At 66.6% G+C, this 27000-nt stretch carries 22 protein-coding genes and 1 tRNA gene; 11 read left to right on the top strand and 12 right to left on the bottom strand.

Going from position 1 to position 27000, the window contains the following annotated elements; genetic code table 11:
* Positions 1-51: 51 nt before the first annotated feature.
* Entirely contained in the window at positions 52-1212 is a 1161-nt protein-coding gene (locus tag ACZY0B_RS17745; protein WP_463765482.1) for a PPE family protein, read from the bottom strand.
* 481 nt (positions 1213-1693) lie between these two features.
* Between ACZY0B_RS17745 and ACZY0B_RS17740 the strand changes: the two genes are divergently transcribed.
* The 3 genes from ACZY0B_RS17740 to ACZY0B_RS17730 all read left to right on the top strand — a co-directional run bounded on the left by ACZY0B_RS17740 (position 1694) and on the right by ACZY0B_RS17730 (position 5247).
* Complete coding sequence (locus ACZY0B_RS17740) at positions 1694-2371, top strand: TetR family transcriptional regulator (RefSeq protein ID WP_463765481.1); 678 nt, start codon at positions 1694-1696, stop codon at positions 2369-2371.
* A gap of 114 nt (positions 2372-2485) precedes the next feature.
* Positions 2486-3193, top strand: coding sequence for a TetR family transcriptional regulator (locus ACZY0B_RS17735; RefSeq protein WP_463765480.1), 708 nt, complete (start codon positions 2486-2488; stop codon positions 3191-3193).
* A gap of 74 nt (positions 3194-3267) precedes the next feature.
* Positions 3268-5247: a hypothetical protein gene (locus ACZY0B_RS17730; RefSeq protein ID WP_463765478.1), complete on the top strand. Its 1980-nt coding sequence runs from the start codon at positions 3268-3270 to the stop codon at positions 5245-5247.
* Positions 5248-5267: 20 nt separating this feature from the next.
* On the opposite strand, the gene ACZY0B_RS17725 is transcribed toward ACZY0B_RS17730, so the two are convergent.
* A complete protein-coding gene (locus ACZY0B_RS17725) occupies positions 5268-5630 on the bottom strand; it encodes a PAS domain S-box protein (RefSeq protein WP_463765477.1) in 363 nt (120 codons plus the stop codon).
* A 197-nt stretch (positions 5631-5827) separates the two neighbouring features.
* Positions 5828-7384: a methionine--tRNA ligase gene (gene metG / locus ACZY0B_RS17720; RefSeq protein WP_463765475.1), complete on the bottom strand. Its 1557-nt coding sequence runs from the start codon at positions 7382-7384 to the stop codon at positions 5828-5830.
* A gap of 18 nt (positions 7385-7402) precedes the next feature.
* Between metG and ACZY0B_RS17715 the strand changes: the two genes are divergently transcribed.
* From ACZY0B_RS17715 to ACZY0B_RS17695, 5 genes are all read left to right on the top strand, one after another.
* On the top strand, positions 7403-8263 hold the full coding sequence (locus tag ACZY0B_RS17715) for a TatD family hydrolase (protein ID WP_463765473.1): 861 nt from the start codon (positions 7403-7405) through the stop codon (positions 8261-8263).
* A gap of 143 nt (positions 8264-8406) precedes the next feature.
* Positions 8407-9534, top strand: a complete 1128-nt coding sequence (locus ACZY0B_RS17710; RefSeq protein ID WP_463765471.1) for a transglycosylase family protein — start codon at positions 8407-8409, stop codon at positions 9532-9534.
* On the top strand, positions 9498-10418 hold the full coding sequence (rsmA, locus tag ACZY0B_RS17705) for a 16S rRNA (adenine(1518)-N(6)/adenine(1519)-N(6))-dimethyltransferase RsmA (RefSeq protein ID WP_463765469.1): 921 nt from the start codon (positions 9498-9500) through the stop codon (positions 10416-10418). Before ACZY0B_RS17710 ends, rsmA begins: the two co-directional genes overlap by 37 nt.
* A 71-nt stretch (positions 10419-10489) precedes the next feature.
* Positions 10490-11449, top strand: a complete 960-nt coding sequence (locus ACZY0B_RS17700; protein ID WP_463765468.1) for a 4-(cytidine 5'-diphospho)-2-C-methyl-D-erythritol kinase — start codon at positions 10490-10492, stop codon at positions 11447-11449.
* Positions 11450-11776: 327 nt separating this feature from the next.
* Positions 11777-13414: a fatty acyl-AMP ligase gene (locus ACZY0B_RS17695; RefSeq protein WP_463765466.1), complete on the top strand. Its 1638-nt coding sequence runs from the start codon at positions 11777-11779 to the stop codon at positions 13412-13414.
* 76 nt (positions 13415-13490) lie between these two features.
* Here ACZY0B_RS17695 and pth read toward each other — a convergent pair whose 3' ends face one another.
* The 8 genes from pth to ACZY0B_RS17655 form a co-directional block, all read right to left on the bottom strand.
* Positions 13491-14066 (bottom strand): aminoacyl-tRNA hydrolase, encoded by a 576-nt coding sequence (gene pth, locus ACZY0B_RS17690; RefSeq protein ID WP_463765464.1) that lies wholly within the window; start codon positions 14064-14066, stop codon positions 13491-13493.
* A gap of 12 nt (positions 14067-14078) precedes the next feature.
* A complete protein-coding gene (locus ACZY0B_RS17685; RefSeq protein ID WP_463765462.1) occupies positions 14079-14741 on the bottom strand; it encodes a 50S ribosomal protein L25/general stress protein Ctc in 663 nt (220 codons plus the stop codon).
* Between the two features lie 141 nt (positions 14742-14882).
* On the bottom strand, positions 14883-15752 hold the full coding sequence (locus ACZY0B_RS17680; protein WP_463765461.1) for an oxidoreductase: 870 nt from the start codon (positions 15750-15752) through the stop codon (positions 14883-14885).
* 119 nt (positions 15753-15871) lie between these two features.
* Complete coding sequence (locus ACZY0B_RS17675; RefSeq protein WP_463765459.1) at positions 15872-16510, bottom strand: LpqN/LpqT family lipoprotein; 639 nt, start codon at positions 16508-16510, stop codon at positions 15872-15874.
* Positions 16507-16872, bottom strand: a complete 366-nt coding sequence (arsC, locus tag ACZY0B_RS17670) for an arsenate reductase (glutaredoxin) (RefSeq protein ID WP_463765457.1) — start codon at positions 16870-16872, stop codon at positions 16507-16509. The genes ACZY0B_RS17675 and arsC overlap by 4 nt, the downstream gene beginning before the upstream one ends.
* Complete coding sequence (locus ACZY0B_RS17665; protein ID WP_463765455.1) at positions 16873-17853, bottom strand: ribose-phosphate diphosphokinase; 981 nt, start codon at positions 17851-17853, stop codon at positions 16873-16875.
* A 100-nt stretch (positions 17854-17953) separates the two neighbouring features.
* A complete protein-coding gene (gene glmU / locus ACZY0B_RS17660; RefSeq protein WP_463765453.1) occupies positions 17954-19429 on the bottom strand; it encodes a bifunctional UDP-N-acetylglucosamine diphosphorylase/glucosamine-1-phosphate N-acetyltransferase GlmU in 1476 nt (491 codons plus the stop codon).
* 129 nt (positions 19430-19558) lie between these two features.
* A tRNA-Gln gene (locus ACZY0B_RS17655) sits at positions 19559-19630 on the bottom strand.
* 169 nt (positions 19631-19799) lie between these two features.
* Here ACZY0B_RS17655 and ACZY0B_RS17650 point away from each other — a divergent pair.
* On the top strand, positions 19800-20393 hold the full coding sequence (locus ACZY0B_RS17650; protein WP_139826646.1) for a TetR/AcrR family transcriptional regulator: 594 nt from the start codon (positions 19800-19802) through the stop codon (positions 20391-20393).
* Positions 20394-20588: 195 nt separating this feature from the next.
* Here ACZY0B_RS17650 and lysA read toward each other — a convergent pair whose 3' ends face one another.
* Complete coding sequence (gene lysA / locus ACZY0B_RS17645) at positions 20589-21929, bottom strand: diaminopimelate decarboxylase (RefSeq protein WP_463765451.1); 1341 nt, start codon at positions 21927-21929, stop codon at positions 20589-20591.
* 107 nt (positions 21930-22036) lie between these two features.
* On the opposite strand from lysA, the gene mfd reads away from it, so the two are divergent.
* A complete protein-coding gene (mfd, locus tag ACZY0B_RS17640; RefSeq protein WP_463765449.1) occupies positions 22037-25696 on the top strand; it encodes a transcription-repair coupling factor in 3660 nt (1219 codons plus the stop codon).
* A 39-nt stretch (positions 25697-25735) separates the two neighbouring features.
* Complete coding sequence (locus ACZY0B_RS17635) at positions 25736-26833, top strand: nucleoside triphosphate pyrophosphohydrolase (RefSeq protein WP_463765447.1); 1098 nt, start codon at positions 25736-25738, stop codon at positions 26831-26833.
* The last annotated feature ends 167 nt before the right edge of the window (positions 26834-27000 follow it).

Raw genomic sequence — 27000 nt, 5'->3', positions numbered from 1 at the left:
CGCAATATTCGCGGACGCGGCGCCGAATTCCGGTCATCTGGCGGCTCCTCGCTATCCGGCCGCGAACGGGCGCGCCATCGCGGTGGGGATGAGCCCGTAGCGGGGAACCGGAGGCGTGCGCGGCGCCGTGCCACGCGCCATCGGCAGCCCGCCCAACATGTTCGGAACTGAGCTGCCGCCGACGGAGATGTTCGGCAACGCCGCGGCCGCCATCGGCGCTTGCGGGATCATGCTGGTCCAGGCCGAGGGCACCGACATCGGGCCCAAATGCGCCGCCGTGCCGAGGCTGCCCATCACGCCCGATCCGATGTTCGGCAACGCCGCGGCCGCACTTGCCGCACCCGACGCCGCCCCTTGCACAGCACCCGCGGCGGCTTGGGCCGCGGTGCCCGCCATACCCTGCGCGGTCTGGGCCATCGACAGCACGGACGACATCCCGTACAGCGGGGTCGCTGCCGCCATGAAATAGGTCGGAAGCTGCGACGAGAGGCTCGACAGCGAGTTCGAAACGGCAGTGCTCGTCGCGGCCGTCGTGCCCGTGGACGCCGTGCTGGCGACAGGTGAGCTGAGCGCCTGCATGGCGGAGGGCGCCGAGGAGACCAGATTCGCCAGGTCCGCGTGCTGCGCTGCGGTGCCGGCGGTGGCCTGACCGACCGCGTTGCTCTGTGCGACCAGACCACTGTCCTCGGTGACCTTCGGTGGAATGTTGAACGGTGTGACGTCGCAGACGGCCACCGAGTTTCCGGCGTACTGGTACATCGCCGCGGCGTCCTGCGCCCACATCTCGCCGTATTCGGCTTCGTTGGCCGCGATCGCGGCCGAGTTCTGGCCGAAGAAGTTGGTGGACATCAGCGTCGCGAGTTGGACCCGGTTGGCGGCCACCGCCGGTGGCGGAACGGTCATCCCGAAGGCGGCTTCATAGATCTCGACGGCGAGCGTGGCGTGGCTGGCCGCCTCCTCGGCCCGCGCGGCGGCACCCGACATCCACGCCACATAGGGGCCGAAGGCCGATGCCATGGTCAGCGACGTGGGACCGAGCCACCGTCCGGTGGTCAATCCCGCGATCAGTGACCGGTAAGAGCTCGCAGCCGAGTGCAGTTCGGTGGCCAGGTTGGTCCAGGCGACCGCAGCCATGCTCAGCGATAGCGGGCCGGGGCCGGCGTACATCCGCGCGGAGTTGACCTCCGGGGGCAGGGCGCCAAAGTCGATCACGTGAAATCCCGAGCTCAGCGGACCGCGCAGGTCGTTACGACCTGGGCACTCGGCTGCGTGACGAAGAACGACATCTGGTTTCCATCCCCGTGGAGGTCCGTGCTACAAACTGACAAGTACATAATAACCAATAAAACATACCAATGGTCAACAATATTGCTTGTGATCCTGACGACAGGTATCGAGTGGAGGCTCGACGCCGGCGTTAATTTGGAGACCTTGCTGCTAACCTCAAAGCCAGTTCAAATGTCGTCCCGAGAAACGCGGTGGTGTTTGCGCGAGACCGCTGATGAGCCGAGGTGTGCGCCCTGTTCCAGGAAGGCATCATCGACATGAAGGCGATCAACCCAGGTCAGGGCGTTTTGCTCGCGATGGGGGCCCGGACGGTCGTTGGGGGGTTGCGCGTTCGCGCCCGGTTGCCACTGCCGATCGGCGTTGAAAAACGATCTCCCCACGCCGGAGAGCCGAGTTGTCCGCTTCGATGACGAGCCACTCGACCGACGGACGTGCCGACGCGACTCGCCGGCACATCTTGCGGGCCGCGTCGCATCAGTTCGCGCGGCGGGCCTACCACGAGGTCGGTCTGGACGACATACTCGCCGAGGCCGAACTCACCAAGGGCGCGATGTACTTCCACTTCCGGTCCAAGCACGCCCTGGCGGTCGCCATCATCGACAGGCAGACCGCCGCCGGCACCACGGCCGTGCAAGACCTGGTGACGCGAGGGCTTTCGGGCCTGGAGACCCTGATCGACTTCTCGTACCTGATCGCCATCCAAGACATCAAGACCGACCAGGTCAGGGCGGGACTGAACCTGATCGAGTCCGTTGGGCGTTCGGAAGGGCTGCAGGAGAAGCTGCTGGATCGATGGGTCAAAGCCCTGGGTGTCGTGGTTGAGCAGGCCATTGCCGAGGGTGACGTCGACGAACGGTGTGACCCGCAGGATGTCGGACGGATGATGGTGTCCCTGCACATGGGCCTGCGGAAGACCAGCAATCTGGACGAACCCGACCGGTTCTTGCTCGACCTCGAAAGGTGCTGGGGCCTGCTATTGGGCGGGATCCTGCAACCGGACCGGGGCGATTATTTCCGCCAATTCCTGAGGCGACGGGCGGCGCTGGCGGTCAGCTCCACTTCAGCTACCGCTGACTCCCCGTAACCAGGTCGAACGCCAGGAACGGCAACGGCTGTTAATCTTGATTCTGTTGCAGCGCAATGTGAGACGAGATGACTGAATCTGCGCACTCGATGAAACTCCAGAGGAACAGGGGTAATGGCGCGCCAGGTTCGATCTGAGGTCACCCGACGGAAGATTCTCAACGCCGCCATCGATGTGTTCGCTGAGGTCGGGTATTCGGCCGCCGGCTGGGGGACCATCATCGAGCGCACCGGGATGACCAAGGGCGCCCTCTACCACCACTTTGATTCCAAAGAGTCGCTGGCGTCGGCCATCATCGAGGAGGGCGCCGAGACGCTCCTCAACGGTTTCCGGAACGTGTGTGGGGCGGCGTCACCGGGGCTCGAGAACCTGTTGCACGGCACGTTCACCATCGTCGGAATGCTGAGCTCGGATGAAACCGCCCGCGCGGCCGAGCAGCTGACCTGCACATTGCGCGGTTTCAACGCGGCTGCCGGGCGCTTTTGCAAGGACATGGTCGAGCTGCTGACCGCCGAGGCCCGGCGGGCGATCTCGGAGGGCGACCTGCAGCCGTCGCTCGGTCCGGAAGCGGTCAGCGAGTCGATCGTCGGCGCCATGTTCGGAACGCGCGTGCTGTCGGATGCGATGTCCGGCCCGGGTGCCGAGAGAAATGCCGCCACTGACCTCGAGCGCTTGACCCGGGTGTGGGAGCTGCTGCTTCCCGGTGTCGTCTCGGAAGCTTCGCTGCCCTATATCCGCCAGTTTCTTGCTCGCGAAGCCGTGCGTTATGCCCGGCCCGCTGTGACGCGCGGCGAGACGGCTGCGGTCTCAGAAATCGGGTAATCGTGGCCAGCTGCCTTGCATGGACCAGGGTCCACGGCGTCCGACGCGCGCCGTTTCGACAACGTACCGAAAGAATGCATACTGTTCCGGTGGTGTACCTGAAGTATGTAGGCAGACTTGTCGCTTTGGCGAGTGTGATCGGGTTCCTGGTCATGAGTGCCCCGCCGTCGGTGGCCGCGCCGTCGGACACAGGCACCCCGACGGACTCGCTGACGCTGTCGCTGGGTGACCTCGGGTCTGCCCCCAACTTGGAGTTCTGGGGCCTGACCAGCACGCAGGTGTTGACCGTGCCGGTTCTGCGGGGGCTGACACCGAACGCGCTGAACGCCACCGTCGAACTGCCGATCAATCTGCGGTCGGGGACGCTCACCGTCTCGCAGGACCAGCGCACCCTCGTGCGGATGAATCTGCCCACCGCGGACCAGACGCCGATCGTCATCCCCCTGGCCGGGGCGGAAGTAATCGACAACTGGCTGACGGTGACGCTGCGGACCTACCTGGTGCCGCAAGAAGGCTTCTGCTTGTACCCGGAAAGCCCGCTGCGCCTTTCCAGCACGTCGATCAGCTACACCGGGATCGAACAGCCGCCCACTACGGTGGCGCACTTCTTGCCGCCCGTGCTGAAGAAGCTGAGCATATTTCTGCCGCAATCGCCGTCGTCCTCCGAATCCGACACGGCAATTCAATTGGCCGCCTCCGCCGCCTCGCACTACGGCAGGCAGAATCCCGAGATCGCCGTCGTCCCACTGACTGAAGGGCAGCTTGCGCCGCCCACACCGCCGCAACCGCTGGAACGCCAGATCGTCGTCAAAGAGGGATCGGACAACGGGCTTGCCCTGCAAGGCTCCGGGGCGGCGACCTGGCTGCTGATGTCTGGGCCGCTCGGGGAAAACGACGAATCAGACACCGCGGTGCTCTTCAGCGATCTGTCCCAGCTGGCGGTCTCGTCCAAGGCCGTCGTGGATCAACTGAAGCCCACCCTGCAACAACCCGGCAATTCGACCACGCTGCGCGATCTGGGTCAGCCCGTCGCCAACGCCACCTCGCTGCAACCGCGGGTGTCGCTGGGGCTGGACCAGACCCGGTTCGGCAGGTCCATCCGTGGGGTTCGCGTGCATCTGCAGGGGTCCTACACCCCGACGCCGTCCAACATCGGCGGCCAGATCGCCGTCACGATCGGCCCGGAGACCATCGATCACTTCCCGACCGACGGCCACGGCACCATCGACCGCTGGTTGGACGTGCCCGACCGGCTGCTGCAGCGATACACCGGTCTTGATGTGGTGCTCGACGTTGCGAGCAACGTCGGACACTGTGGTGACTTCTACACCGCCGGGCCCGGAAACCAGCTACTGAATTTGAACATCAACGGCGACACCACCGTTGAGAGCAGCCCTGCCACACCGCCGGTGCCCGACGGCTTCCAGTCCATGCCGCAGGCCCTGATGCCCCGTTTCCAGGTGGGTATCGAGGCGCACTCGCTGCCCGACACATTGCGCGCCATCAACCTGGTGGTGGGACTGCAGCGAATCAGCTCGACGCCGATCTACACCCACGTGACCAGCGTGCAGCAGGCTATCGACTCGTCGAACCCCGCGATATTGATCTCCGCCGACGGGTGGAATCATTCCAATGTCGTGCTTCCGGTCTCGGCGGGGGCGAGTGGGCCGATCACCGTCAACGCCAACACGTCCGACGGCAAGCCGACCACACTCGCGCTGGACCCGGTGATGAAATTCGCTTCTCTGCAAACGGTTTTCAACCATGGCCGGTCGCTGTTGGTGGCGACATCAAACGGCACGTCCGCTCAGCTCGATGAGCTGATCAGATGGCTTGGCGGCGACAACAACAAGCGCTGGCAGCGGCTCAAGGGTGTCGCGGTAGTGGCTGTTGCCGGACAAGACCCGGTGACCGTCGATCACTCGCCGACCGCCGGCCCGGTCGCCGCGCCCCACGATCACTCGGACCTGGGGTGGCTCTGGTGGCTGGGCGGCGGATGGCTCGCGGTGACCATCGTCGGTGCCGGCGTGATCGTGCTGCGCAGCCGGCGCTGATCGCCGGGCTCAACGGGACGCTAGTGCTCGTCGTCCCATAACTTTTCGGTCAGATCCTGGAACGTCGCGAGCGCGAATTGGTCGTCGGCGCGCATTCCCACTGACTTGCTCATCAGCGCGCGCACCACCGAGCCGTCCTTGTGTGCCAATTCGACGACCATGTTCGCCAGGGCATGAACGACCGACAGCAGGGATTCCGAGTCGGGGGCCTGGTAGAAAATCTCACGGAACCGCAGCGCCAAAACTTCCTCCGGCTCGTAGCCCACCATGTCCGCGAACGCGGTGTTGGTGAACAAGATCGTGCCGTCGTCGCCGACCGCCAGCACCGGAACCGGGATCCGCTCCAGTACGACCAGAGCGGGTAGCTGCTTCAAGGTGGTCATCGGCGATTGAGCGTGCTGATGCCGATTCTGTCGTCGCTCCACAGGCCGATTATGGTCTATGCCAGAGGTCATGTCGGACACGATTTCCTAACGCAGGCGCTGACTGCAATTTGCCGCACTCATTTTCGTTTCCGCTCACTCGACTTCGGAAGGTGGATTCTCGTCTCGTTCCCGTCACTCACTGCGTTCGTTTCCGCTCATTCGGCTTCGGAAGCCGGCTGGTATCGGGGGAAGACGCCGGTAGGCGGCGGCAATACCGAGCCTGGGATTAGCCGGGCGGCGATCGCGGTAAACGTCCTTTGCTCTTGGGCCTGCCCGAGCAGGTCCAGCAGCTTGCCGGCTGATTCCGGCATGACCGGCTGGACCAGCAGCGCCGCGACCCGAACCGCTTCGCAGGTCGTGTACAGGACGGTGCGGAACCGCACCTGATCCGCCTCGGATTCGCTCTTGCGCAACACCCACGGCTGCTGGGCCGAGAAGTACTTGTTGGCCTCGCCCAGCATCAGCCAGATCGCCTCTAGCGCCAAGTGCATCGCCTGGTCGTCGAAATTGGCGCGAACCCGATCCAGCAGTGCGTCGGCCGTCTTGAGTAGCCCGGTGTCGGCGGCGGTCAATTCGCCGGGTTCGGGCATCACCCCGTCGAGATTCTTGGCGATCATCGACAACGACCGCTGCGCCAGGTTCCCCAGCTCGTTGGCCAGGTCGGTGTTGATCCGGTTGATGATGGCCTCTTCGCTGTAGCTGCCGTCCTGGCCGAACGGCACCTCACGCAACAGGAAGTAGCGCAGCTGGTCCACGCCGAACGCGTCGGCCAGGGCCACCGGGTCGATGGTGTTGCCCACCGACTTGCTCATTTTCTCGCCGCGATTGTGCACGAAACCGTGCGCGAAAACCCTTCGCGGCAGCTCGATTCCGGCCGACATCAAAAAAGCCGGCCAGTAAACCGCGTGGAACCTGATGATGTCCTTGCCGATCATGTGCAAATCGGCGGGCCAGTAGCGGCGAAACAACTCCGAGTCAGTGTCGGGGAACCCGGCGCCGGTCAGGTAGTTGGTCAGCGCATCGACCCAGACGTACATGACATGGTCGGGATGACCGGGCACCTGCACGCCCCAGTCGAACGTGGTCCGCGAAATCGAGAAATCGGTGAGCCCGCCGGAGACGAAGCTGACCACCTCGTTGCGGCGCACGTCGGGTCCGATGAAGTCGGGGTTGGCGTCGTAGTGCGCCAGCAGCTTGTCGGCGTACGCCGAGAGCCGGAAGAAGTAGGTCTGCTCCTTCTCGGTCCAGGTCACCGGCGCGCCGGTCTCGGTGGCGATGCGGGTGCCGTCGACCACCTCGGTCTCCGAGTCGGAGAAGTAGCGCTCGTCGCGCACCGAGTACCACCCGGAATAGGTAGCCAGGTAGATATCTCCGGCCGCCTCCATACGCCGCCAGATCTCCTTGGACGCTTCGTGGTGGTCGGTATCGGTGGTCCGGATGAAACGGTCGAACGAGATGTCCAGCGCTTCCTGCATGCGCTGGAACACATCGGAATTGAGCCGGGCCAGCTCGGCGGTCGGCACCCCCGCGGCCGCCGCGGTCTCGGCGACCTTCTGGCCGTGCTCGTCGGTTCCGGTCAAGAAGCGCACGTCGAAGCCGTCGAGCCGCTTGAAGCGGGCGATCGCGTCGGTGGCGATGTACTCGTAGGCGTGACCCACGTGCGGCGCGCCGTTTGGATACGCGATCGCAGTGGTGACGTAATAGGGCCTCATCGAGATTCACCCTATTGTGTGCGCGTGAGCTCCAGCCGACCTGGTAAACGAGAAGCGCCGCCCGCACCCCGGCCGTTGGCGCCGCTCATCGACGCCCACACTCACCTCGACGCATGCGGCGCCCTCGACGCAGACGCGGTGGTGGCCATCGTGGACCGTGCCGCGGCGGTCGGTGTGGGCGCGGTCGTCACCATCGCAGACGATCTGGACTCGGCGCGCTGGGTAACTGAAGCCGCCGAGTGGGACCCGCGGGTGTATGCCGCGGTGGCATTGCACCCGACGCGTGCGGACGCACTCGACGACGCGGCTCGGGCCGAGATCGAGCGGCTGGTCGCCCACCCCCGCGCGGTGGCCGTCGGCGAGACGGGTATGGACATGTACTGGCCCGGCCGTCTGGACGGCTGCGCCCAGCCCGACACCCAACGCGAGGCCTTCGCATGGCACATCGACCTGGCCAAGCGGTGCGGTAAACCGCTGATGATTCACAACCGGGAGGCCGACGCCGAGGTGCTCGACGTGTTACGGGCCGAAGGTGCACCCGAAGTGGTGATCTTCCACTGTTTTTCGTCCGACAGCGCAATGGCACGCAGCTGCGTTGACGCCGGGTGGTTTGTCAGCCTGTCCGGGACGGTCAGCTTCCGCAATGCTCGCGCGCTGCGGGAGGCCGTGCCGTTGATACCGGCCGAGCAGCTGCTTGTGGAGACGGACGCGCCCTTTTTGACACCGCATCCTTACCGTGGCGCGCCCAACGAGCCATATTGCCTTCCTTATACTGTGCGGGCGATCGCTGAACTGCTCGATCGCCCGGCAGAAGAGCTGGCCCGAATCACCACGAGCAACGCCGGGCGGGTCTACGGACTCGCCACATCGGACGGGTGATTTCCGCAACACATTGCTGCCGGAGTTGCTCCAGGTTGACCGGTTCGTTACCGTCTTGTGATCGAATCGTTGGTTTATTGCACTGCTGTCAATTGCTGCTGGGTAGGTCGTTAAGTGGTTGCTGAGGTCGAGGTAGAGGCGCGTTGACCGTATTGGGAAAACTTCATCAGGCCCCGTCACCGATGTTGCGTCTCGTCGTCGGAGGGCTGCTTTTAGTACTCGCTCTCGCCGGGGGCTTCGCCGTTTCGGTGTCCAAGACGGTGACGTTGACCGTTGACGGCATCGCCATGCGGGTGACGACGATGAAGTCGCGGGTGATCGACATCGTCGAAGAGAACGGCTACATCGTCGATCAGCGCGACGACCTGTACCCCGCCGGCGACGTGCAGATTCACAACGCCGACAAGATCGTGCTGCGGCGCAGCCGGCCCCTGCAGATCTCGCTGGACGGCCGCGACGCCAAGCAGGTGTGGACGACGGCATCCACCGTCGACGAGGCGCTGGCTCAGCTCGCGATGACCGACACCGCCCCCGCCGCCGCCTCGCGCGCCAGCCGGGTTCCGCTGGCCGGAATGGCCCTGCCGGTCGTCAGCGCCAAGACCGTCCAGATCAACGACGGCGGCACGATCCGCATGGTGCACCTGCCCGCCCCCAACGTGGCGGGGCTGCTGAATGCGGCCGGCACGCCGCTGCAAGACAGCGACCAGGTGGTGCCCGCCGCGACGTCGCCGATCGTCGACGGCATGCAGATCCAGGTGACGCGTAACCGCATCGAGAAGGTCACCGAGCGAATCCCCTTGGCGCCCAACGCGCGCAAGGTCGAAGACCCCGACATGAACATGAGCCGCCAGGTTGTCGAAGACCCGGGTAACCCCGGCACGCAGGACGTGACCTACGCGGTGGCCACGGTCAACGGCGTCGAGACCGGCCGGTTGCCGATCGCCAACATCGTGATCGCGCCGGCCCGCGATTCCGTGGTGCGCGTCGGCACCAAGCCGGGTACCGAAGTGCCCCCGGTGACCGACGGGTCCATCTGGGACGCCATCGCGGGCTGCGAGGCCGGCGGAAACTGGGCGATCAACACCGGTAACGGGTATTACGGCGGCGTGCAATTCGACCAAGGCACCTGGGAGCGCAACGGCGGGTTGCGGTTCGCCGCCCGCGCCGACCTTGCCAGCCGGGACGAGCAGATCACCGTCGCCGAGGTGACCAGGGAGCGCCAGGGTTGGGGCGCGTGGCCAGTGTGCAGCGGAAGAGCCGGTGCACGCTGACGATTCAGCTGCTCGGGCGTACCGATATCAGGCGGCTGGCCAAAGAACTTGAGTTTCGGCCACGGAAATCGTTGGGCCAGAATTTTGTCCACGACGCCAACACCGTTCGACGAATAGTTTCGACCTCCGGAATCGGCCGGGCCGACCATGTCCTCGAGGTCGGCCCCGGCCTCGGCTCGCTGACGCTGGCGCTGCTCGACCGCGGCGCCACGGTCACCGCCGTCGAGATCGACCGGGTGCTGGCCGAGCGGCTGCCGCAGACCGTGAGCGAGCATTCGCACCGGGAGATCCAACGGCTGACGGTGGTCAACCGTGACGTCTTGACCCTGCGGCGAGACGAACTGGCCGCCCAGCCCACCGCGGTCGTCGCCAATCTGCCCTACAACGTCGCGGTCCCGGCGTTGCTGCATCTGCTTGCCGAGTTTCCGTCCATCGCGACCCTCACCGTGATGGTGCAGGCCGAGGTCGCCGAGCGGCTCGCCGCTGAGCCGGGCGGTAAGGAGTACGGCGTGCCCAGCGTCAAGGCGCGTTTCTTCGGACGGGTGCGGCGGTGCGGCATGGTGTCGCCCAACGTCTTCTGGCCGGTGCCCCGCGTGTATTCCGGCCTGATCCGCATCGACCGCTACGACACCGCGCCGTGGCCGACCGACGACGCGTTCCGGCGGCAGGTATTCGAACTTGTCGACATCGCCTTCGCACAACGGCGCAAGACGTCCCGCAACGCATTCCTGGCGTGGGCGGGCTCGGGCAACGAGTCGGCAAATCGCTTGCTGGCGGCCAGCATTGATCCCGCCCGCCGCGGTGAGACGCTGTCCATCGACGACTTCGTGCGGCTGCTGCGGCGCTCCGGCGACCCCGCGCAACCGCAGGCTTCCGGTGGCTGACTGCGGCGTTTGTGAGGCACCGTCCGGCGCCGTTGCGTGTAGTTGGCTGCCGGCAGCGTTAGTCTGCTGCGGTGTCCGCGTCTGACGGCAACACCGCCGCGCAGTGGGTTCCCACCGGGTCAGTCACCGTTCGGGTGCCCGGAAAGGTCAACCTGTACCTTGCGGTCGGCGATCGCCGCGACGACGGCTATCACGAGCTGACGACGGTGTTTCAGGCCGTCTCGCTGCTCGACGAGCTGACGGTGCGTAATGCCGACGTCTTGTCCCTCGAAATCGTCGGGGAGGGCTCCGACAAGCTGCCCACCGACGAACGCAACCTGGCTTGGCAGGCCGCCGAGCTGATGGCAGAACACGTCGGTAGGGCGCCCGACGTCTCGATCATGATCGACAAATCCATTCCGGTGGCCGGCGGTATGGCCGGTGGCAGCGCGGACGCGGCGGCAGTGCTGGTTGCGATGAACGCCCTGTGGGAGCTCAACGTGCCTCGCCGCGATCTGCGCATGCTCGCGGCGAGGCTGGGTAGCGACGTGCCCTTCGCACTGCACGGTGGCACGGCGCTGGGCACCGGGCGCGGCGAGGAGCTGGCCACGGTGTTGTCCCGGAACACCTTCCACTGGGTGCTGGCCTTCGCCGACGGCGAGCTGCTCACCCCGACGGTGTTCGGCGAGCTCGACCGGCTCAGGGAAACCGGAGACCCGCCCCGGCTCGATGAGGCCGGGCCGGTGCTGGCGGCGCTGGCCGCGGGCGACCCGCAGCAGCTGGCGCCACTATTGGGTAACGAATTGGCAGCCGCCGCGGTCAGCCTGGATCCGGCGCTGCGGCGTGCTCTGCGTGCCGGTGAGGAAGCGGGTGCGCTGGCTGGCATCGTGTCCGGTTCGGGCCCGACATGTGCGTTTTTGTGCACGTCAGCGCCCTCGGCAGTCGATGTCGGCACTGCGCTTTCGGGGGCCGGTGTCTGCCGTACGGTCCGAGTCGCGAGTGGTCCGGTGCCGGGTGCCCGCGTGGTCCCGACGCCGATGACCGAAGACTGAACGCGCTGTGAAATCCGACTCAAATCGCCGAAATGTTGGGTTGTTACTTAAGAGGAGTTTAAGATAGCTCGCGGTGACGACTACCGATCAGGACGAGAATTCGGTTTGGCCGTCCGCCGGCAGCCACGGTGGACGGCCAATTGGTCGGCGCTGGCCGGACTGGGCTCTCGCTGATCGGGCAACCGGACACGGGGTTGCTGGTTCAGCACTATTTCGAGATCTAACCGCTTCCCAACTGTGCTCGCGTGCCTGCTGCAAAGTGTTGCCCGGCGAGCGGAACATGAAATTCCGGGTCTTGGAGACAACACCGGAACCTAGGAGGTTTGCGTGAGCAGGTTTACCGAGAAGATGATCCACAATGCCCGTATTTCGAAGAAGGGCATGGTCACCGGTGATCCCCACGCACCCGTCCGCCACACCTGGGGTGAGGTCCACGAGCGCGCTCGCTGCATCGCGGGCGGCCTGGCCGCCGCGGGCATCGGCCTCGGCGACGCCGTCGGCGTGCTCGCCGGCTTCCCGGTAGAGATCGCCCCGACGGCGCAGGGCCTGTGGTTGCGGGGAGCCAGCCTGACCATGCTCCACCAGCCCACCCCGCGCACGGACCTGGCCTTGTGGGCCGAGGACACCATGAACGTCATCGGCATGATCGAGGCCAAGGTCGTCATCGTGTCCGAGCCGTTCCTGGTCGCCATCCCGGTGCTGGAAGAAAAGGGCATCAAAGTCCTCACCGTCGCCGACCTGCTGGCGTCGGAGCCGATCGACGCCATCGAGGTGGGCGAAGACGACCTGGCGCTGATGCAGCTGACGTCCGGCTCGACCGGCTCGCCGAAGGCCGTCCAGATCACCCACCGCAACATCTACTCCAACGCCGAGGCGATGTTCATCGGCGCCCGGTACGACATCGAGAAAGACGTGATGGTCAGCTGGCTGCCCTGCTTCCACGACATGGGCATGGTCGGCTTCCTCACCATCCCGATGTACTTCGGCGCGGAGCTGGTCAAGGTCACGCCGATGGACTTCCTGCGCGACGCGCTGCTGTGGGCCAAGCTGATCGACAAGTACCAGGGCACCATGACCGCGGCGCCCAACTTCGCCTACGCGCTGCTGGCCAAGCGGCTGCGTCGCAATGCCAAGCCCGGCGACTTCGACCTGTCGACCCTGCGCTTCGCGCTGTCCGGCGCCGAGCCCGTCGAGCCTGCCGATGTCGAGGACCTGCTGGACGCGGGCAAGCCGTTCGGCCTGAGGTCCTCGGCGATCCTGCCGGCCTACGGCATGGCCGAGACGACGCTGGCCGTGTCGTTCTCGGAGTGCAACGCCGGTCTGGTCGTCGACGAGGTGGACGCCGACCTGCTGGCCGCCCTGCGCCGGGCCGTGCCCGCCACCAAGGGCAACACCCGCCGGCTGGCCACGCTGGGTCCGCTGCTGAAGGACCTCGAGGCCCGCATCATCGACGAGCAGGGCGACGTGATGCCCCCGCGCGGCGTCGGCGTCATCGAGTTGCGCGGCGAGTCGCTGACACCGGGCTACCTGACCATGGGCGGCTTCATCTCGGCCCAGGACGAGCACGGATGGTACGACACCGGCGACCTCGGCTACATCAACGAAGACGGCCACATCGTGGTCTGCGGCCGCGTCAAGGACGTCATCATCATGGCGGGCCGCAACATCTACCCGACCGACATCGAGCGGGCCGCCTGCCGCGTCGACGGTGTCCGCCCCGGTTGCGCCGTGGCGGTCCGCCTGGACGCCGGCCACTCCCGCGAGACGTTCGCCGTCGCGGTCGAGTCCAACGCCTTCCAGGACCCGGCCGAGGTGCGGCGGATGGAACACGAGGTCGCTCGCGAGGTGCTCAAAGAGGTCGACATGCGGCCCCGCAACGTCGTGGTGCTCGGTCCCGGGACCATCCCGAAGACGCCGTCGGGCAAGCTGCGTCGGTCCAACTCCGTCACCCTGGTCACCAGGTAGCGGTTCTTTCCATCGAGTGTGCGCCGACGGCGGCGACACGCCGAACGGCGCGCCCTGGACGCACACTGGACGTGAATTACCAGGCGTGGACGCTGTTTTGCGCGGGCTCTAGCCCCAGCTCGATCAGCAACTCGGTGGCATCGGCCGCCTGCTCGCAGATCGCGGGAACCTCCGGGCGCTCGTTGGCGGTGAAACTTTCCAGCACGAACGCCGCCGGGTCTTTGCGTCCGGGCGGACGCCCGATCCCGATGCGCACCCGCTGAAAGTCTTTGGTGCCCAACGCCGACACGACCGAACGCAGGCCGTTGTGGCCGCCTTCGCCGCCGCCGAGCTTGAGCCGGATGCGACCGAAGTCGAGGTCAAGGTCGTCGTGGATGACGATCATGTCGGCCGGCGCCACGGAGTAGAACTTGGCCAGCGGGCCCACCTGGCGGCCGGACTCGTTCATATAGCAGCGCGGCTTGGCCACCAGCACCGAGTGCCCGGCGATCCTGCCGCTGACCACCTCGGCGCCGGAGCGCTTGTGCACCTTGAACTTTGAGCCCAGTCGCGCAGCGAGCAGGTCGGCAACCATGAACCCGACGTTGTGGCGGGTGCGGGCGTAGTTGTCTCCGGGATTGCCCAGGCCGACCACCAAATGCGGTTCGGCCACGTTGCCGGCCCCCTACTCGGACTCTTCTTCGGAGGCCTCGGCTTCGCCGGCCTCTTCGTCTGACGGAGCTTCCTCGCCCTCGGCGGTCTCGCCGGCGCCCTCTTCCTCCAGGTCGGCGGCGGTCGGTGCGTTCACCACGTTCACGACCAGCATTTCCGGGTCGGAAATCAGGGTGACGCCCGACGGCAGCGTGATCTGTCCGGCGGCGAACTGGGTGCCCGGTTCGGCGTCCTGGACGGACACCGTCAACTGCTCGGGAATCGACATGGCGTCGACCTCGATCTCGATGGTGCTGGCGTCCTGGGTGACCAGGGTGTCAGGTGCGGCGTCGCCCTCGATGACGACGGAGACCTCGACGACGACCTTCTCGCCGCGACGCACGACCAACAGGTCGGCGTGCTGAATGTTGCGGCGGATCGGGTGGATGTCGAGGGCTTTGGTCAGTGCAAACTGTTCCTTGCCCTCGACGTCCAGGGTCAGCACCGCGTTGGTCCCGGAGTGGCGGAGCACGGCGGCGAAGTCGCGTCCGGGCAATTCCAGGTGCTGGGGATCGGCGCCGTGGCCGTACAGGACGGCGGGAATCTTGCCGTCGCGGCGCGCTCGCCGGGACGCGCCCTTACCGGTCTCGGTTCGCACCGTGGCGGTGAGTTGGTTGACTACGGATTTTTTAGCCATCGTGTCGCTCCTGTGTGCTCGCTACCTAGGTTTCAAGGCACGGCGAGGATCGCGACATATGTCGGTCTCCGTCGATAACGGTGCTGGCTAGACGCCTGCCACCCTCGCCGTGACGCCCGGTCAGGGTATCCCATGAGCGCCCTAGAGCGGAAATTTGGTGCCGGTGACCTGCTCGGACAGGTCCCAGAGCGCGGTGGCGGTGGTCGGATCCTGTGCCCGTCGGCTGCGACTGACGGGTTGGGTTCGGCCGATCCAACCGAATTTGGGGCCGATGAACGTGTCGCCCGGCAGGTCCTGCGACGCGGCGTACAGCGTTTGCTGAGCGCCGAAGTCGGCGCTGGTGGCAACCACCCGGGTGGCGGCGGACATCAGCGCGTCGCCCAATTTGCGGCCCGAGGCGCCCTGCAGGTTGGTGTGCGAGTAGCCGGGATGAGCCGCCACCGAGCGCAGCGGCGAACCGGCCAACTTCAGGCGCCGTTGCAGCTCGCTGGTGAACAACAGGTTGGCCAGCTTCGACTGGCTGTAGGCCAGCCAGGCCGAGTAGCGCCGGTTCTTCCAGTTGATGTCGTCGAAGTCGATGCGCCCGGGCCAGTGCGCCATCGACGACAGCGTCACCACCCGGTCGGTGAGCTTGGGCAGCAATAGGTTGGTCAGCGCGAAATGACCGAAATGATTGGTGCCGATCTGGCTCTCGAAGCCGTCGGCGGTGAGCGCGAACGGGGCCGCCATGATGCCGGCGTTGTTGATCAGCAGGTCGGCGTTCGCGATCCCGTCGGCGAATTGGTGCACCGACGAGAGGTCCTGTAGATCCAGTTGACGCACCTCGACGTCTCCGGTCATCTGCGCCGCGGCGGCCTCACCCTTGCTCGGGGTGCGCACGGCCAGGATGACTTTGGCGCCGGTTCGGGCCAACTCGCGGGCCGTGATCGCGCCCAGCCCACTATTGGCTCCGGTGATGATCGCGGTGCGCCCGGCGAATGACGGCAGATCGGCGGCGGTCCAGTCAGTCATGCCTGACAACCCTACTGTTCGAGAATCCGCCGACGAGGCGGCGCATCGACATTGCCGCTATGGCTGTCGTTGGGGCGCCGTCACGACCCTGACGGCAATCTCGTTGCAAAGCCGCGACGCTATTTCGCGGCGACGGTGAACCCGTGAATGATCGTGTCGACGTCGGTCGACTGCGCGGCCGCCTGATCGGCCAGACCGGTGATGGTCAGCTGAACCAGGTACTTCTGCTTGGCCGGAGGTGACCCGGTGGGCAGCACGATCCGGTTCCAGCTGTGCAGCCGGGTGCCCTCGTTGTTGTAACTGCCCTGGATCATCGACGAGGGAAACCCGTTGAAGGGTGCCATCGAGGCGTCCAATTGCTTGAAGTCCTCGAACAATTGGGCATCGTCGTTGCCGTGCTTGATGACTTGCGCCGGGTCGAAGTCGCCGTTCAGCTTGAACACCACGAGCCGCGCCGTCGGATACTTGCCGCCCTTGGCCAGAATCAGTGTCTGCGGCGTGATGTGCGGATTGGTAAACGGCGCCCAGCCCGGAGGCGTCGGTATCGACACCGTCAGGTCGGTCAGCGAGCTCGGCGCCACCTGTTGCCCGGTCACGCCGATGCTGTCCAGATACTGCGACAGCGGGACGGGCTTGTCGGTCGTCGTGGTGGTCGTGGTCGTCGAACTCGTCGTCCAGACCGACTGGTAGTCGGGTGTTTTGGGCCCACAAGCAGCCGTCAGTGCGGCAATCGTGACAGCGGCGGCGAGCCGTCTCACAGAATCTCGCGGATCGCGTCGATCGGACGGGCCAGTCGGGTGCCCTTCGCGGTCACGACGAACGGGCGCTCGATCAGAATCGGATGTTCGGCCATCGCGTCGAGCAGCCGATCGTCGGTTGCATCGGCCAGTCCCAGTTCGGTATACAGCGATTCACGCTTACGCACCGCGGTGCGCACATCGATGCCCGCATCGCGGATCATCTTCACGAGCTCGTCCCTCGACGGCGGCATCTTCAGATACGGCACGATGGTGGGTTCTAAACCGTTGTCCCGCAACATATCCAGCGTCTTGCGAGAGGTACTGCACTTAGGGTTGTGGTAGATGACGGCGGAGCCGGAGCCCCCAGAAGCCGAAGCCATCTAGGCGTCTCCGTCGAATAGCCCTGTGACAGAGCCATTTTCGAATACAGCGCGAATGGTGCTGGCCAGTAGCGGCGCGATCGAGAGCACCGTGAGCTGCGGGAAACGCTTCTCGTCGCCGATCGGCAGCGTGTTCGTGACGATGACCTCGCGGGCACCGCATGCGGCCAGCCGTTCGGCGGCCGGCTCCGACAGCACACCGTGGGTCGCCGCGACGATCACGTCACTGGCGCCGTCTTCGCGCAACAGATTCACGGCGCCGGCAATGGTGCCGCCGGTGTCGATCATGTCGTCGATCAGCACGCAGGTGCGACCGTCGACCTCACCGACGACGCGGTTGGACACCACCTGGTTGGGCACCCGCGGGTCGCGGGTCTTGTGAATGAAGGCCAGCGGAACGCCACCCAGCGAATCGGCCCATTTCTCGGCGATGCGCACCCGGCCGGAGTCGGGGGAGACCACGACCATGTTGCCTTCGGGATAGTTGTCCTTGATGTAACTGGTCAGCAGGGTCTGGCCGCGCATGTGGTCGACGGGGCCGTCGAAGAAACCCTGGATCTGATCGGTGTGCAGGTCGACGGTCACGATCCGGTCGGCCCCCGCGGTCTTGAGCAGGTCGGCGACCAGTCGCGCCGAGATCGGTTCGCGGCCGCGATGCTTCTTGTCCTGGCGGGCGTAGGGGTAGAACGGCATGACGGCGGTGATCCGTTTGGCGCTGCCGCGCTTGAGTGCGTCGATCATGATCAGCGCTTCCATCAGCCAGTTGTTCACCGGATCCGGACAGGACTGCAGGACGAACGCGTCGCACCCGCGTACGGATTCGTCGAAGCGAACGAAGATCTCGCCGTTGGCGAATTCCCGCGCCGTCTGTGCGGTGACGTGAACGTCGAGTTCCTTGGCGACCTGCTCGGCCAGCTCGGGATGTGCCCGGCCGGAGAACAGCATCAGATTCTTGCGATTATCGGTCCAGTCGTGGCTCACCGTGCTGCCCTCGCCGTTCGGATCGAAATGGAAGTGCCCATCGTACGTAGCGAATCGTACGGAAAGTTGGCCGGGTTGCCAGACACCAAATTCATGGTGTCTATCCGGATTCGGACGGCGGGGTGGCCGCCGGTGCTTGCTGGGCGGCCTTGTCCGCGGCTTCCGCGGCGGCGCTGCCTGGACGTTTACGTTGCACCCAGTTCTCGATGTTGCGTTGCGGACCGGCCGAAACCGCCAGTGCTCCTGGCGGGACATCGTCGCGGAGCACCGTGCCGGCGCCGGTGTAGGCCCCGTCGCCGACGGTCACCGGCGCCACGAACATGGTGTCCGAGCCGGTGCGGACGTGTGAGCCGACGGTGGTGCGCCGCTTGGTCGTGCCGTCGTAGTTGACGAACACGCTGGATGCGCCGATATTGCTGTGCTCGCCGATGTCGGCGTCGCCGACGTAGCTCAGGTGCGGCACCTTGGTACCGGTCCCGATGTTGGAGTTCTTGACCTCGACGAACGCGCCCAGCTTCCCATCGGCTCCCAGCACGGTGCCGGGCCGCAGATACGTGTAGGGGCCGACCATGGCGCCGCTACCGATCGCCGCCGATTCGCCGTGCGTCCGGATCACCGAGGCTCCGTCGGCGACGGTCACGTCGGCCAGCGTGGTGTCCGGGCCGACGACGCAGCCGCCGCCGATCTGGGTTCCGCCCAGCAGTTGGGTTCCGGGGTGGATGACGGTGTCGCGGCCGATCGTCACGTCGACGTCGATCCAGGTGGTGGCCGGATCGATCACGGTGACGCCCGCGATCTGGTGGGCGGCGACGATGCGGCGGTTGAGCTCGGCACCAAGCTGGGCCAGCTGGACGCGGTTGTTCACCCCGGCCACCAGCGCGCTGTCGTTCACGTGCCGGGCATGCACGAGCTGGCCATCGTCGCGCAGGATGGCGATGACGTCGGTCAGGTAGAGCTCCTGCTGGGCGTTGTTGGAGCTCAGTCGGCCCAGCGCCGAGCGTAAGGCGGCGGCGTCGAAGGCGTAGACGCCGGCGTTGACCTCGCCGATCTTGCGCTGCGGGGCAGTCGCGTCGGCTTCCTCCACGATCGCCATCACCTCGTCGTCCTGAGTGCGCAGGATGCGGCCGTAGCCGAAGGGATCGCTCAGCGTGGTGGTCAGCACCGTCGCGGCGGCCGAAACCGCGTTGTGGGTCGCGATCAGGTCGGCCAGGGTGTCGGAGTCCAGCAGCGGGGTATCGCCGGAGGTGATCACGACGACGCCGGCGTAGTCCTGCGGCAGCGCGGACAGGCCGCAGAGGGCGGCGTGGCCGGTGCCGCGGGGTCGGTCCTGCAGGGCGACGTCGATCGGACGTCCGAGGGTGCCGGCGAGTTCGGCGACGATCGGCGCGATGCGCTGGTGCTCATGGCCCAGGACCACGACCAGGCGCGCAGGCGCCACCTTGGTGATCGCGTGCAGGGCATGCGACAACATGCTGCGGCCGGCGATGGTGTGCAGCACCTTCGGGGTGTCAGAGCGCATCCGGGTGCCGGGCCCGGCCGCTAAAACGACGACCGCAGTGTCACCGCGAAACGACATGGAATCTCCTCGTGCTTTGTCCCACGCGAGGCGGGAGGCCGAAGCCCCGCCACGTCGTCAAGACTGTCATTCACCTGCACCGGTGGCAAAAATCCCATCCCCGTGCGCCCCTAAGACGGGCAACCTAAGCTCCGTCGCCAGGACTCGAACCTGAACTATCTGAACCAAAATCAGAGGTGCTGCCGATTACACCACGACGGACTGCAGATCACGGGCGGCGGCGGCTAACGCCAACCGCGCCACCAAGACTTTAGACGGTGTGGGTGCCATTAGCGCCCACAGGAAAACTCGGGCGATTTCACCTGGGCAAACCGATACGCTGGTTGACGTGGCAGCCCCGGATAAAGAAGTGCGCGCGCCGCGCGCGCGGATGACCGGTACTGAGCGCCGACACCAACTCATCGGCATCGCGCGCTCGCTTTTTGCCGAACGCGGCTATGAAGGCACCTCGATCGAGGAGATCGCGCAGCGCGCCAACGTGTCCAAACCCGTGGTCTACGAGCATTTCGGCGGCAAGGAGGGCCTGTACGCCGTGGTCGTCGACCGCGAGATGTCGGCGCTGCTGGACGGCATCACCTCGTCGCTGACCAACAACCGGTCCCGGGTACGCGTCGAGCGGGTGGCCCTGGCGTTGCTCACCTACGTCGAGGAACGCACCGACGGCTTTCGGATCATGATCCGCGACTCGCCCGCGTCGATCAGCGCCGGCACCTATTCCAGCCTGCTCAACGACGCGGTCAGCCAGGTCAGTTCCATCCTGGCCGGCGACTTCGCCCGCCGCGGCCTGGATCCGGATCTGGCGCCGCTGTACGCCCAGGCGTTGGTGGGCTCGGTGTCGATGACCGCGCAGTGGTGGCTCGACACCCGCGAGCCCAAGAAGGAAGTCGTCGCCGCGCACCTGGTCAACCTGATGTGGAACGGCCTGACGCATCTGGAATCCGATCCCCGGCTGCAAGACGAGTAGGGCGGCTTCGCGAGCCTAGAGCCGCTGCGGGCCGCCCGCTCCGCGCCCCCCGAGCCGCTGCGGGCCGCCCGCTTCGCGAGCCCCGAGCCGCTGCGGGCCGCCCGCTTCGCGAGCCTAACCGCAGTGCGATTTTCGGCCTGATTTTTCGCAGCGCCGTTAGGCTCGACGACCTGGCGTGGCCCCGCGGGGCCACATTCAACCGCAGTCGCGTGACATCAGGTCGGCGACCGTCTCCCGGCGAATCAGCTGGCGGACCCGGCCGTCCTTGACGGCCACCAGTGGCGGGCGGCAGACCATGTTGTAGTTCGACGCCATGCTGTGGTGGTAGGAGCCGGTGCACGCCACGGCCAGCAGGTCGCCGGGATGCAGGTCCACCGGTAACTCGATATCGCGGGCGATCTCGTCGCCCGCCTCGCAGTGCCGGCCGGCGACCGTGACCCGCTGCTTGAGCCCCAGCGAATGGCGGTTGGCCAACGTGACCGTGTACTGGGCGCCGTACAACGACACCCGCGGGTTGTCGCTCATGCCGCCGTCGACGGCGACGAAGGTGCGCCCACCGGGCTGCGTTTTGACCGAGCACACGCGGTACAGCGTCACGCCGGCCCGGCCGCTGACGGCGCGACCGGGTTCCACGACGATGGTCGGCCGCGGGAAGTGTTCGGCGGCGCAGGCCTCGTCCACGGCGTCTTCGATGACGACGGCCAGGTCGTGGAGCTCGAACTCGCGATCGCCCGAGATGTAGGGGATCGCGTGGCCGCCGCCGATGTTCAACTCGGTGAGGATGACGCCGTGCCGCGCGCGGATGTCGGCCATCGCGGCGATCATCCGGTGGATGGCCTCGCCGTACAGGGCGGGGTCGGTGACCTGCGAGCCGATGTGGCAGTGCAGCCCGACCAGGTCGAGGATCGGGTGGGCCAGCACGCGCTGCACCGCGTCGGCGGCCCGGTCCTCGGCGAGGGTGAACCCGAATTTCTGGTCGCTGATACCGGTGGTGACCGCGCGGTGCCCGTGGATGTCGATGTCCGGTGTCACCCGGATGAGCACCGGCTGGCGCTTGCGGGCGCATCCCGCCAAGTAGGCGATCTCGATGCAGGAATCCAGCACGATGCGCCCGACTCCGGCGCGCACCGCCTGCTGCAACTCGTCGGGCGATTTCGCGTTGCCGTGCATGATGATCCGGGCCGGGTCCACGCCGCCGGCCAAGGCGACGGCCAGCTCACCGGCCGAGCAGACGTCGACGCCCAGGCCTTCTTCGCGTGCCCAGCGTGCCACTGCCGTCGTCAGCAGAGACTTTCCGGCATAGACGACCTCGACGCCGCGCAACGCCTTGCGGTAGCGACGGGCGCGGAAGCGGAAGTCGGTTTCGTCGATGACGTAGGTGGGGGTGTGGAACTCGTCGGCGATGTCCGGAAGGGGTACGCCGCCGATGCAAAGGCGGCCCTCCTCGTCGGAATGCGTAGTGACAGGCCAGATCGCGGGATCCAGCCGTCGGGGAGCCGCCCGGCCGATGGAGGGCAGCATGTCAAGCAATGTCATGACTTCAAAGTGCGTCCGGTCAGGGGCGGATGGCGTGATCCTTACGATCCTTTGACGCACCCAGGGGCAATATTGACGATGTTCGGCGCACCTAGAATGAGTGCATCATGACCGCACCGGGGCCTGCTCGCCCAGAAACCCCGATCGCGGGGCTCGTTGAATTAGCGCTGACAGCGCCAACCTTCTCCCAGCTCGTCGAGTCCACCGCCGGTGTACCCGCCGAATTGAGCCTCGTTGGCCCGGCCAGCGCGCGGCTGTTCGTGGCAAGTGCGTTGGCACAGCAGGGTTCCTTGCTGGTGGTCACCGCCACCGGGCGCGAAGCCGACGACCTCGCCGCCGAACTGCGCGGCGTCTTCGGCAGTGCGGTCGCCGTCTTCCCGTCCTGGGAGACCCTGCCGCACGAGCGGCTCTCGCCCGGCGTTGATACCGTCGGCACCCGTTTGATGGTGCTGCGCCGGCTGGCTTACCCCGACGACACCCGGCTGGGCCCGCCGTTGCGGGTGGTGGTGACCGCGGCGCGTTCGCTGCTGCAGCCTATGGCGCCGCGGCTGGGACACCAGGAACCGGTAACCCTTCGCGTCGGTCAAGACATCGGCTTCGAAGAAGTGATCGCCCGACTGGTCGAGCTGGCGTATACCCGGGTGGACATGGTCGGCCGGCGCGGCGAGTTCGCTGTCCGCGGGGGGATTCTCGACATATTCGCCCCGACGGCCGAGCACCCGGTGCGCATCGAGTTCTGGGGCGACGAGGTCACCGAAATGCGGATGTTCTCGGTCGCCGATCAGCGCTCCATCCCGGAGATCGAGGTGCAGACGCTGATCGCGGTCGCCTGCCGGGAATTGCTGCTCACCGACGACGTGCGGGCGCGGGCCGCCGAGTTGGTCGCACAGCACCCTCCAGGTTCGGACGCGATCACCGGCAGTGTCACCGACATGCTGGCGAAGCTGGCTGAAGGAATCCCCGTCGACGGGATGGAGGCACTGCTGCCGGTGCTGCGGCCCGACGACCACGCGCTACTGGTCGAACAGCTGGCCGAGGGAACGCCGGTGTTGCTGTGCGACCCGGAAAAGGTGCGCACCCGGGCCGCTGACCTGATCAAGACCGGCCGTGAATTCCTCGAGGCGTCCTGGTCGGTGGCCGCGCTGGGCACCGAGGCTCCCATCGACGTCGAACAGCTGGGCGGGTCGGGCTTCGCCGAACTGGACGACGTGCGGGACGCGGCGGCCCGGGCCGGTCACCCATGGTGGACGTTGAGCCAGCTGTCCGACGAATCGGCCGTCGAGCTGGATGTCCGGGCGGCGCCGTCGGCGCGTGGTCATCAGCACGATATCGACGGCATCTTTGCGATGCTGCGTGCCCACGTCTTGACCGGCGGCTACGCCGCGATCGTCGCACCCGGGACGGGGACCGCCCATCGGGTGGTGGAGCGGTTGGCCGAGTCCGACACCCCGGCCGCCATGTTGGAATCCGGCGCGGCTCCCAACCCGGGGGTTGTCGGGGTGCTCAAGGGTCCGCTGCACGGCGGCCTTGTGATACCCGGCGCCAACCTCGTCGTCATCACCGAAGCCGATCTGACCGGGAGCCGAGCCACGGCAACCGACGGCAAGCGGCTGGCGGCCAAGCGGCGCAACACCGTCGACCCGCTCGCGCTGACGGCGGGCGATCTGGTGGTGCACGATCAGCACGGAATCGGGCGGTTCGTGGAGATGACCGAGCGGACCGTCGGCGGCGCCCGGCGCGAGTATCTGGTCCTGGAGTACGCGTCGGCCAGGCGGGGTGGCGGTTCCGACAAGCTCTATGTCCCCATGGATTCCCTGGATCAGCTGTCCCGGTATGTGGGCGGCCAGGCCCCGGCGCTGAGCAAGCTGGGCGGCAGCGACTGGACCAACACCAAGACCAAGGCACGCCGTGCGGTGCGGGAGATCGCCGGCGAACTGGTGTCGCTGTATGCCAAGCGGCAGGCCAGTGCCGGACACGCGTTCGCGCCGGACACGCCCTGGCAGGCCGAGATGGAGGACGCGTTCGGTTTCACCGAGACCGTCGACCAGCTGACCGCGATCACCGAGGTCAAATCCGACATGGAAAAGCCGATCCCGATGGACAGGGTGATCTGCGGCGACGTCGGCTACGGCAAGACCGAGATCGCGGTGCGGGCGGCGTTCAAAGCTGTACAGGACGGCAAACAGGTCGCGGTGCTGGTGCCCACCACGCTGCTGGCCGACCAGCATCTGCAGACGTTCACCGATCGGATGACCGGCTTCCCGGTGACCGTGAAGGGGCTGTCCCGGTTCACCGACCCCACCGAGTCACGCACCGTGATCGACGGCCTGGCCGACGGGTCGGTGGACATCGTGATCGGCACCCACCGGCTGCTGCAGACCGGGGTGCGCTGGAAGGATTTGGGCCTGGTCGTGGTCGACGAGGAGCAGCGGTTCGGCGTTGAGCACAAGGAGCACATCAAGTCGCTGCGCACCCACGTCGATGTGCTGACCATGAGCGCGACTCCGATCCCGCGCACCCTGGAGATGAGCCTGGCCGGGATCCGCGAGATGTCGACGATCCTGACGCCGCCGGAAGAGCGCTACCCGGTGCTGACCTACGTCGGCCCGCAGGAGGAAAAGCAGATCGCCGCCGCGTTACGGCGCGAGCTGCTGCGCGACGGGCAGGCCTTTTACGTGCACAACCGGGTGAGCTCGATCGACGCCACCGCCGCGCGGGTGCGCGAGCTGGTGCCCGAGGCGCGGGTGGTCGTCGCGCACGGGCAGATGCCCGAGGACTTGCTGGAACGCGCCGTGGAGGGTTTCTGGAACCGCGACTACGACATCCTGGTGTGCACCACGATCGTGGAGACCGGGCTGGACATCTCCAACGCCAACACGCTGATCGTCGAGCGCGCCGACACCTTCGGGCTGTCCCAGCTGCACCAGCTGCGCGGCCGGGTCGGCCGCAGCCGCGAGCGCGGCTACGCCTACTTCCTCTATCCACCGCAGGTGCCGTTGACCGAGACGGCCTATGACCGGTTGGCGACCATCGCGCAGAACAACGAGCTGGGTGCCGGCATGGCGGTCGCGCTGAAGGATCTCGAGATCCGCGGCGCCGGCAATGTGCTGGGTGTCGAGCAGTCCGGCCACGTCGCGGGCGTCGGCTTCGACCTGTACGTGCGGTTGGTGGGCGAGGCCGTGGAGGCGTACCGGGCGGCCGCCGACGGCCAAACCGTCACCTCCCCCGAAGAGCCCAAGGATGTGCGCATCGACCTTCCGGTGGACGCGCACCTGCCGCCGGACTACATCGCCAGTGACCGGCTCCGGCTGGAGGGCTATCGGCGCCTGGCCGCCGCACCCGACGACGCGGCCGTCGACGCCGTCGTCGACGAGCTCACCGACCGCTACGGGTCGCTGCCCGAACCGGCGCAGCGGCTGGTGGCCGTGGCGCGGCTGCGGCTGCTGTGCCGCGCCTCGGGCATCACCGAGGTCTCGGCCCCATCTGCGGCTACGGTGCGGCTGTCGCCGATTACGCTGCTGGATTCTGCCCAGGTGCGCCTCAAGCGGATGTATCCGGCCGCCAACTACCGCGCCACGACGTCCACGGTGCAGGTTCCGATTCCGCGGGCCGGCGGTGTGGGCGCGCCGCGGCTCCGCGATGTCGAGTTGGTGCAGATGGTGGCCAACTTGGTGACGGCCCTGCAAGGGAAACCGCAGCAAGAAATTGGTATAACGAGTGCGTCACCGGCGCGCGACGACGAAGCGGACCGCAAGTCGGCCGGCTGAGTCAGCTTCAGCGATGACCAGGGAGGAGTAACAGGCGCGATGATCGTCGTCTTGTTCGACCCCCGCCGTCCCTCGCTGGTGCCCCTCCAGGCGATCGAGCACCTCACCGGCGAGATTCAGTACACCGAGGAGATGCCCGTCGCGGTGCCCTGGTCGCTGTCGTCCGCGCGGCCGGTGGACACCGGCGACGACGCGCCGGTGTTGTTGTCATCAGACCCCGACCACCCCGCCGTCACCGCCCGGTTGGCCGCGGGTGCCCGGTTGATCTCGGCGCCGGAGACACCCCGCGGTGAACGACTTGTCGATGCCGTCGCGATGATGGACAAACTGCGCACCGCCGGACCGTGGGAAAGCGAGCAGACCCACGACTCGCTGCGCAGGTTCCTGCTCGAGGAGACCTACGAGCTCTTGGACGCGGTCCGCAGCGGCAATGCCGACCAGCTGCGCGAAGAACTCGGTGACGTGTTGCTGCAGGTGCTCTTTCACGCCCGCATCGCCGAGGAGGCGCGCCAGTTCCCGTTCGACATCGACGAGGTCGCCGCCACGCTGATGCGAAAGCTGGCCAACCGGGTGCCGGGAGTACTTGCGGGCCAATCGATTTCGCTTGAAGAGCAACTGGCCCAATGGGAAGAGCGTAAGGCCGCAGAGAAACCGCGCAATTCGGTGATGGATGACGTCCATACCGGTCAGCCGGCGTTAGCGCTGGCGCAGAAGGTGGTTCAACGCGCGCATGCGGCCGGTCTGCCCGCCGATCTGATTCCCGCCGAGATCACCTCGATCTCCGTGCTGACCGACGTCGATGCGGAAAGCTTCTTGCGCACAGCGGTTTTGGAGTTCGTGGACACGGTCCGCGCGGTCGAGAGGTCGATCGCCGCCACGCGCCGCGGGGACAGCGTGCCCGAAGAGTTCGACATGGCTCCGCTGGGCGAGGTCACCGAGGCGGAGTGGCGCGAGCACTGGCCCTCCGACGCGGTCGAGGATGTCGCGGCCGAGGACGCCGAAGAGGACACCGCCGAGGCCGAGGACGACGGCGATGCCGACGATGCGGACGAGGACGCCGGCGACGCCGAGGAGGAGTCCGGCAAGGAGTCCAAGAGGTCGGGCAAGGGCTCCAAACGGAGCCGGGACCGAGGCTGACGCCGGTTTAGATCGCGCGCACGCTCGCGGTCAGCGACCGCCGCGATGTTTGCCGTTTTTCGTGGTCCCGGCGGGTAATGTGGCCTGTGAGTTGGTGAATCCCGGTGGTCGGCATCGTTCTCACGTTGCTATCCACGGTAGTCGTCAGCTAATCGAAAAATTAGCTG

This window comes from Mycobacterium sp. IDUB_19, from assembly GCF_055419445.1.
This window is presented reverse-complemented; position numbering and strand designations above follow the sequence as displayed.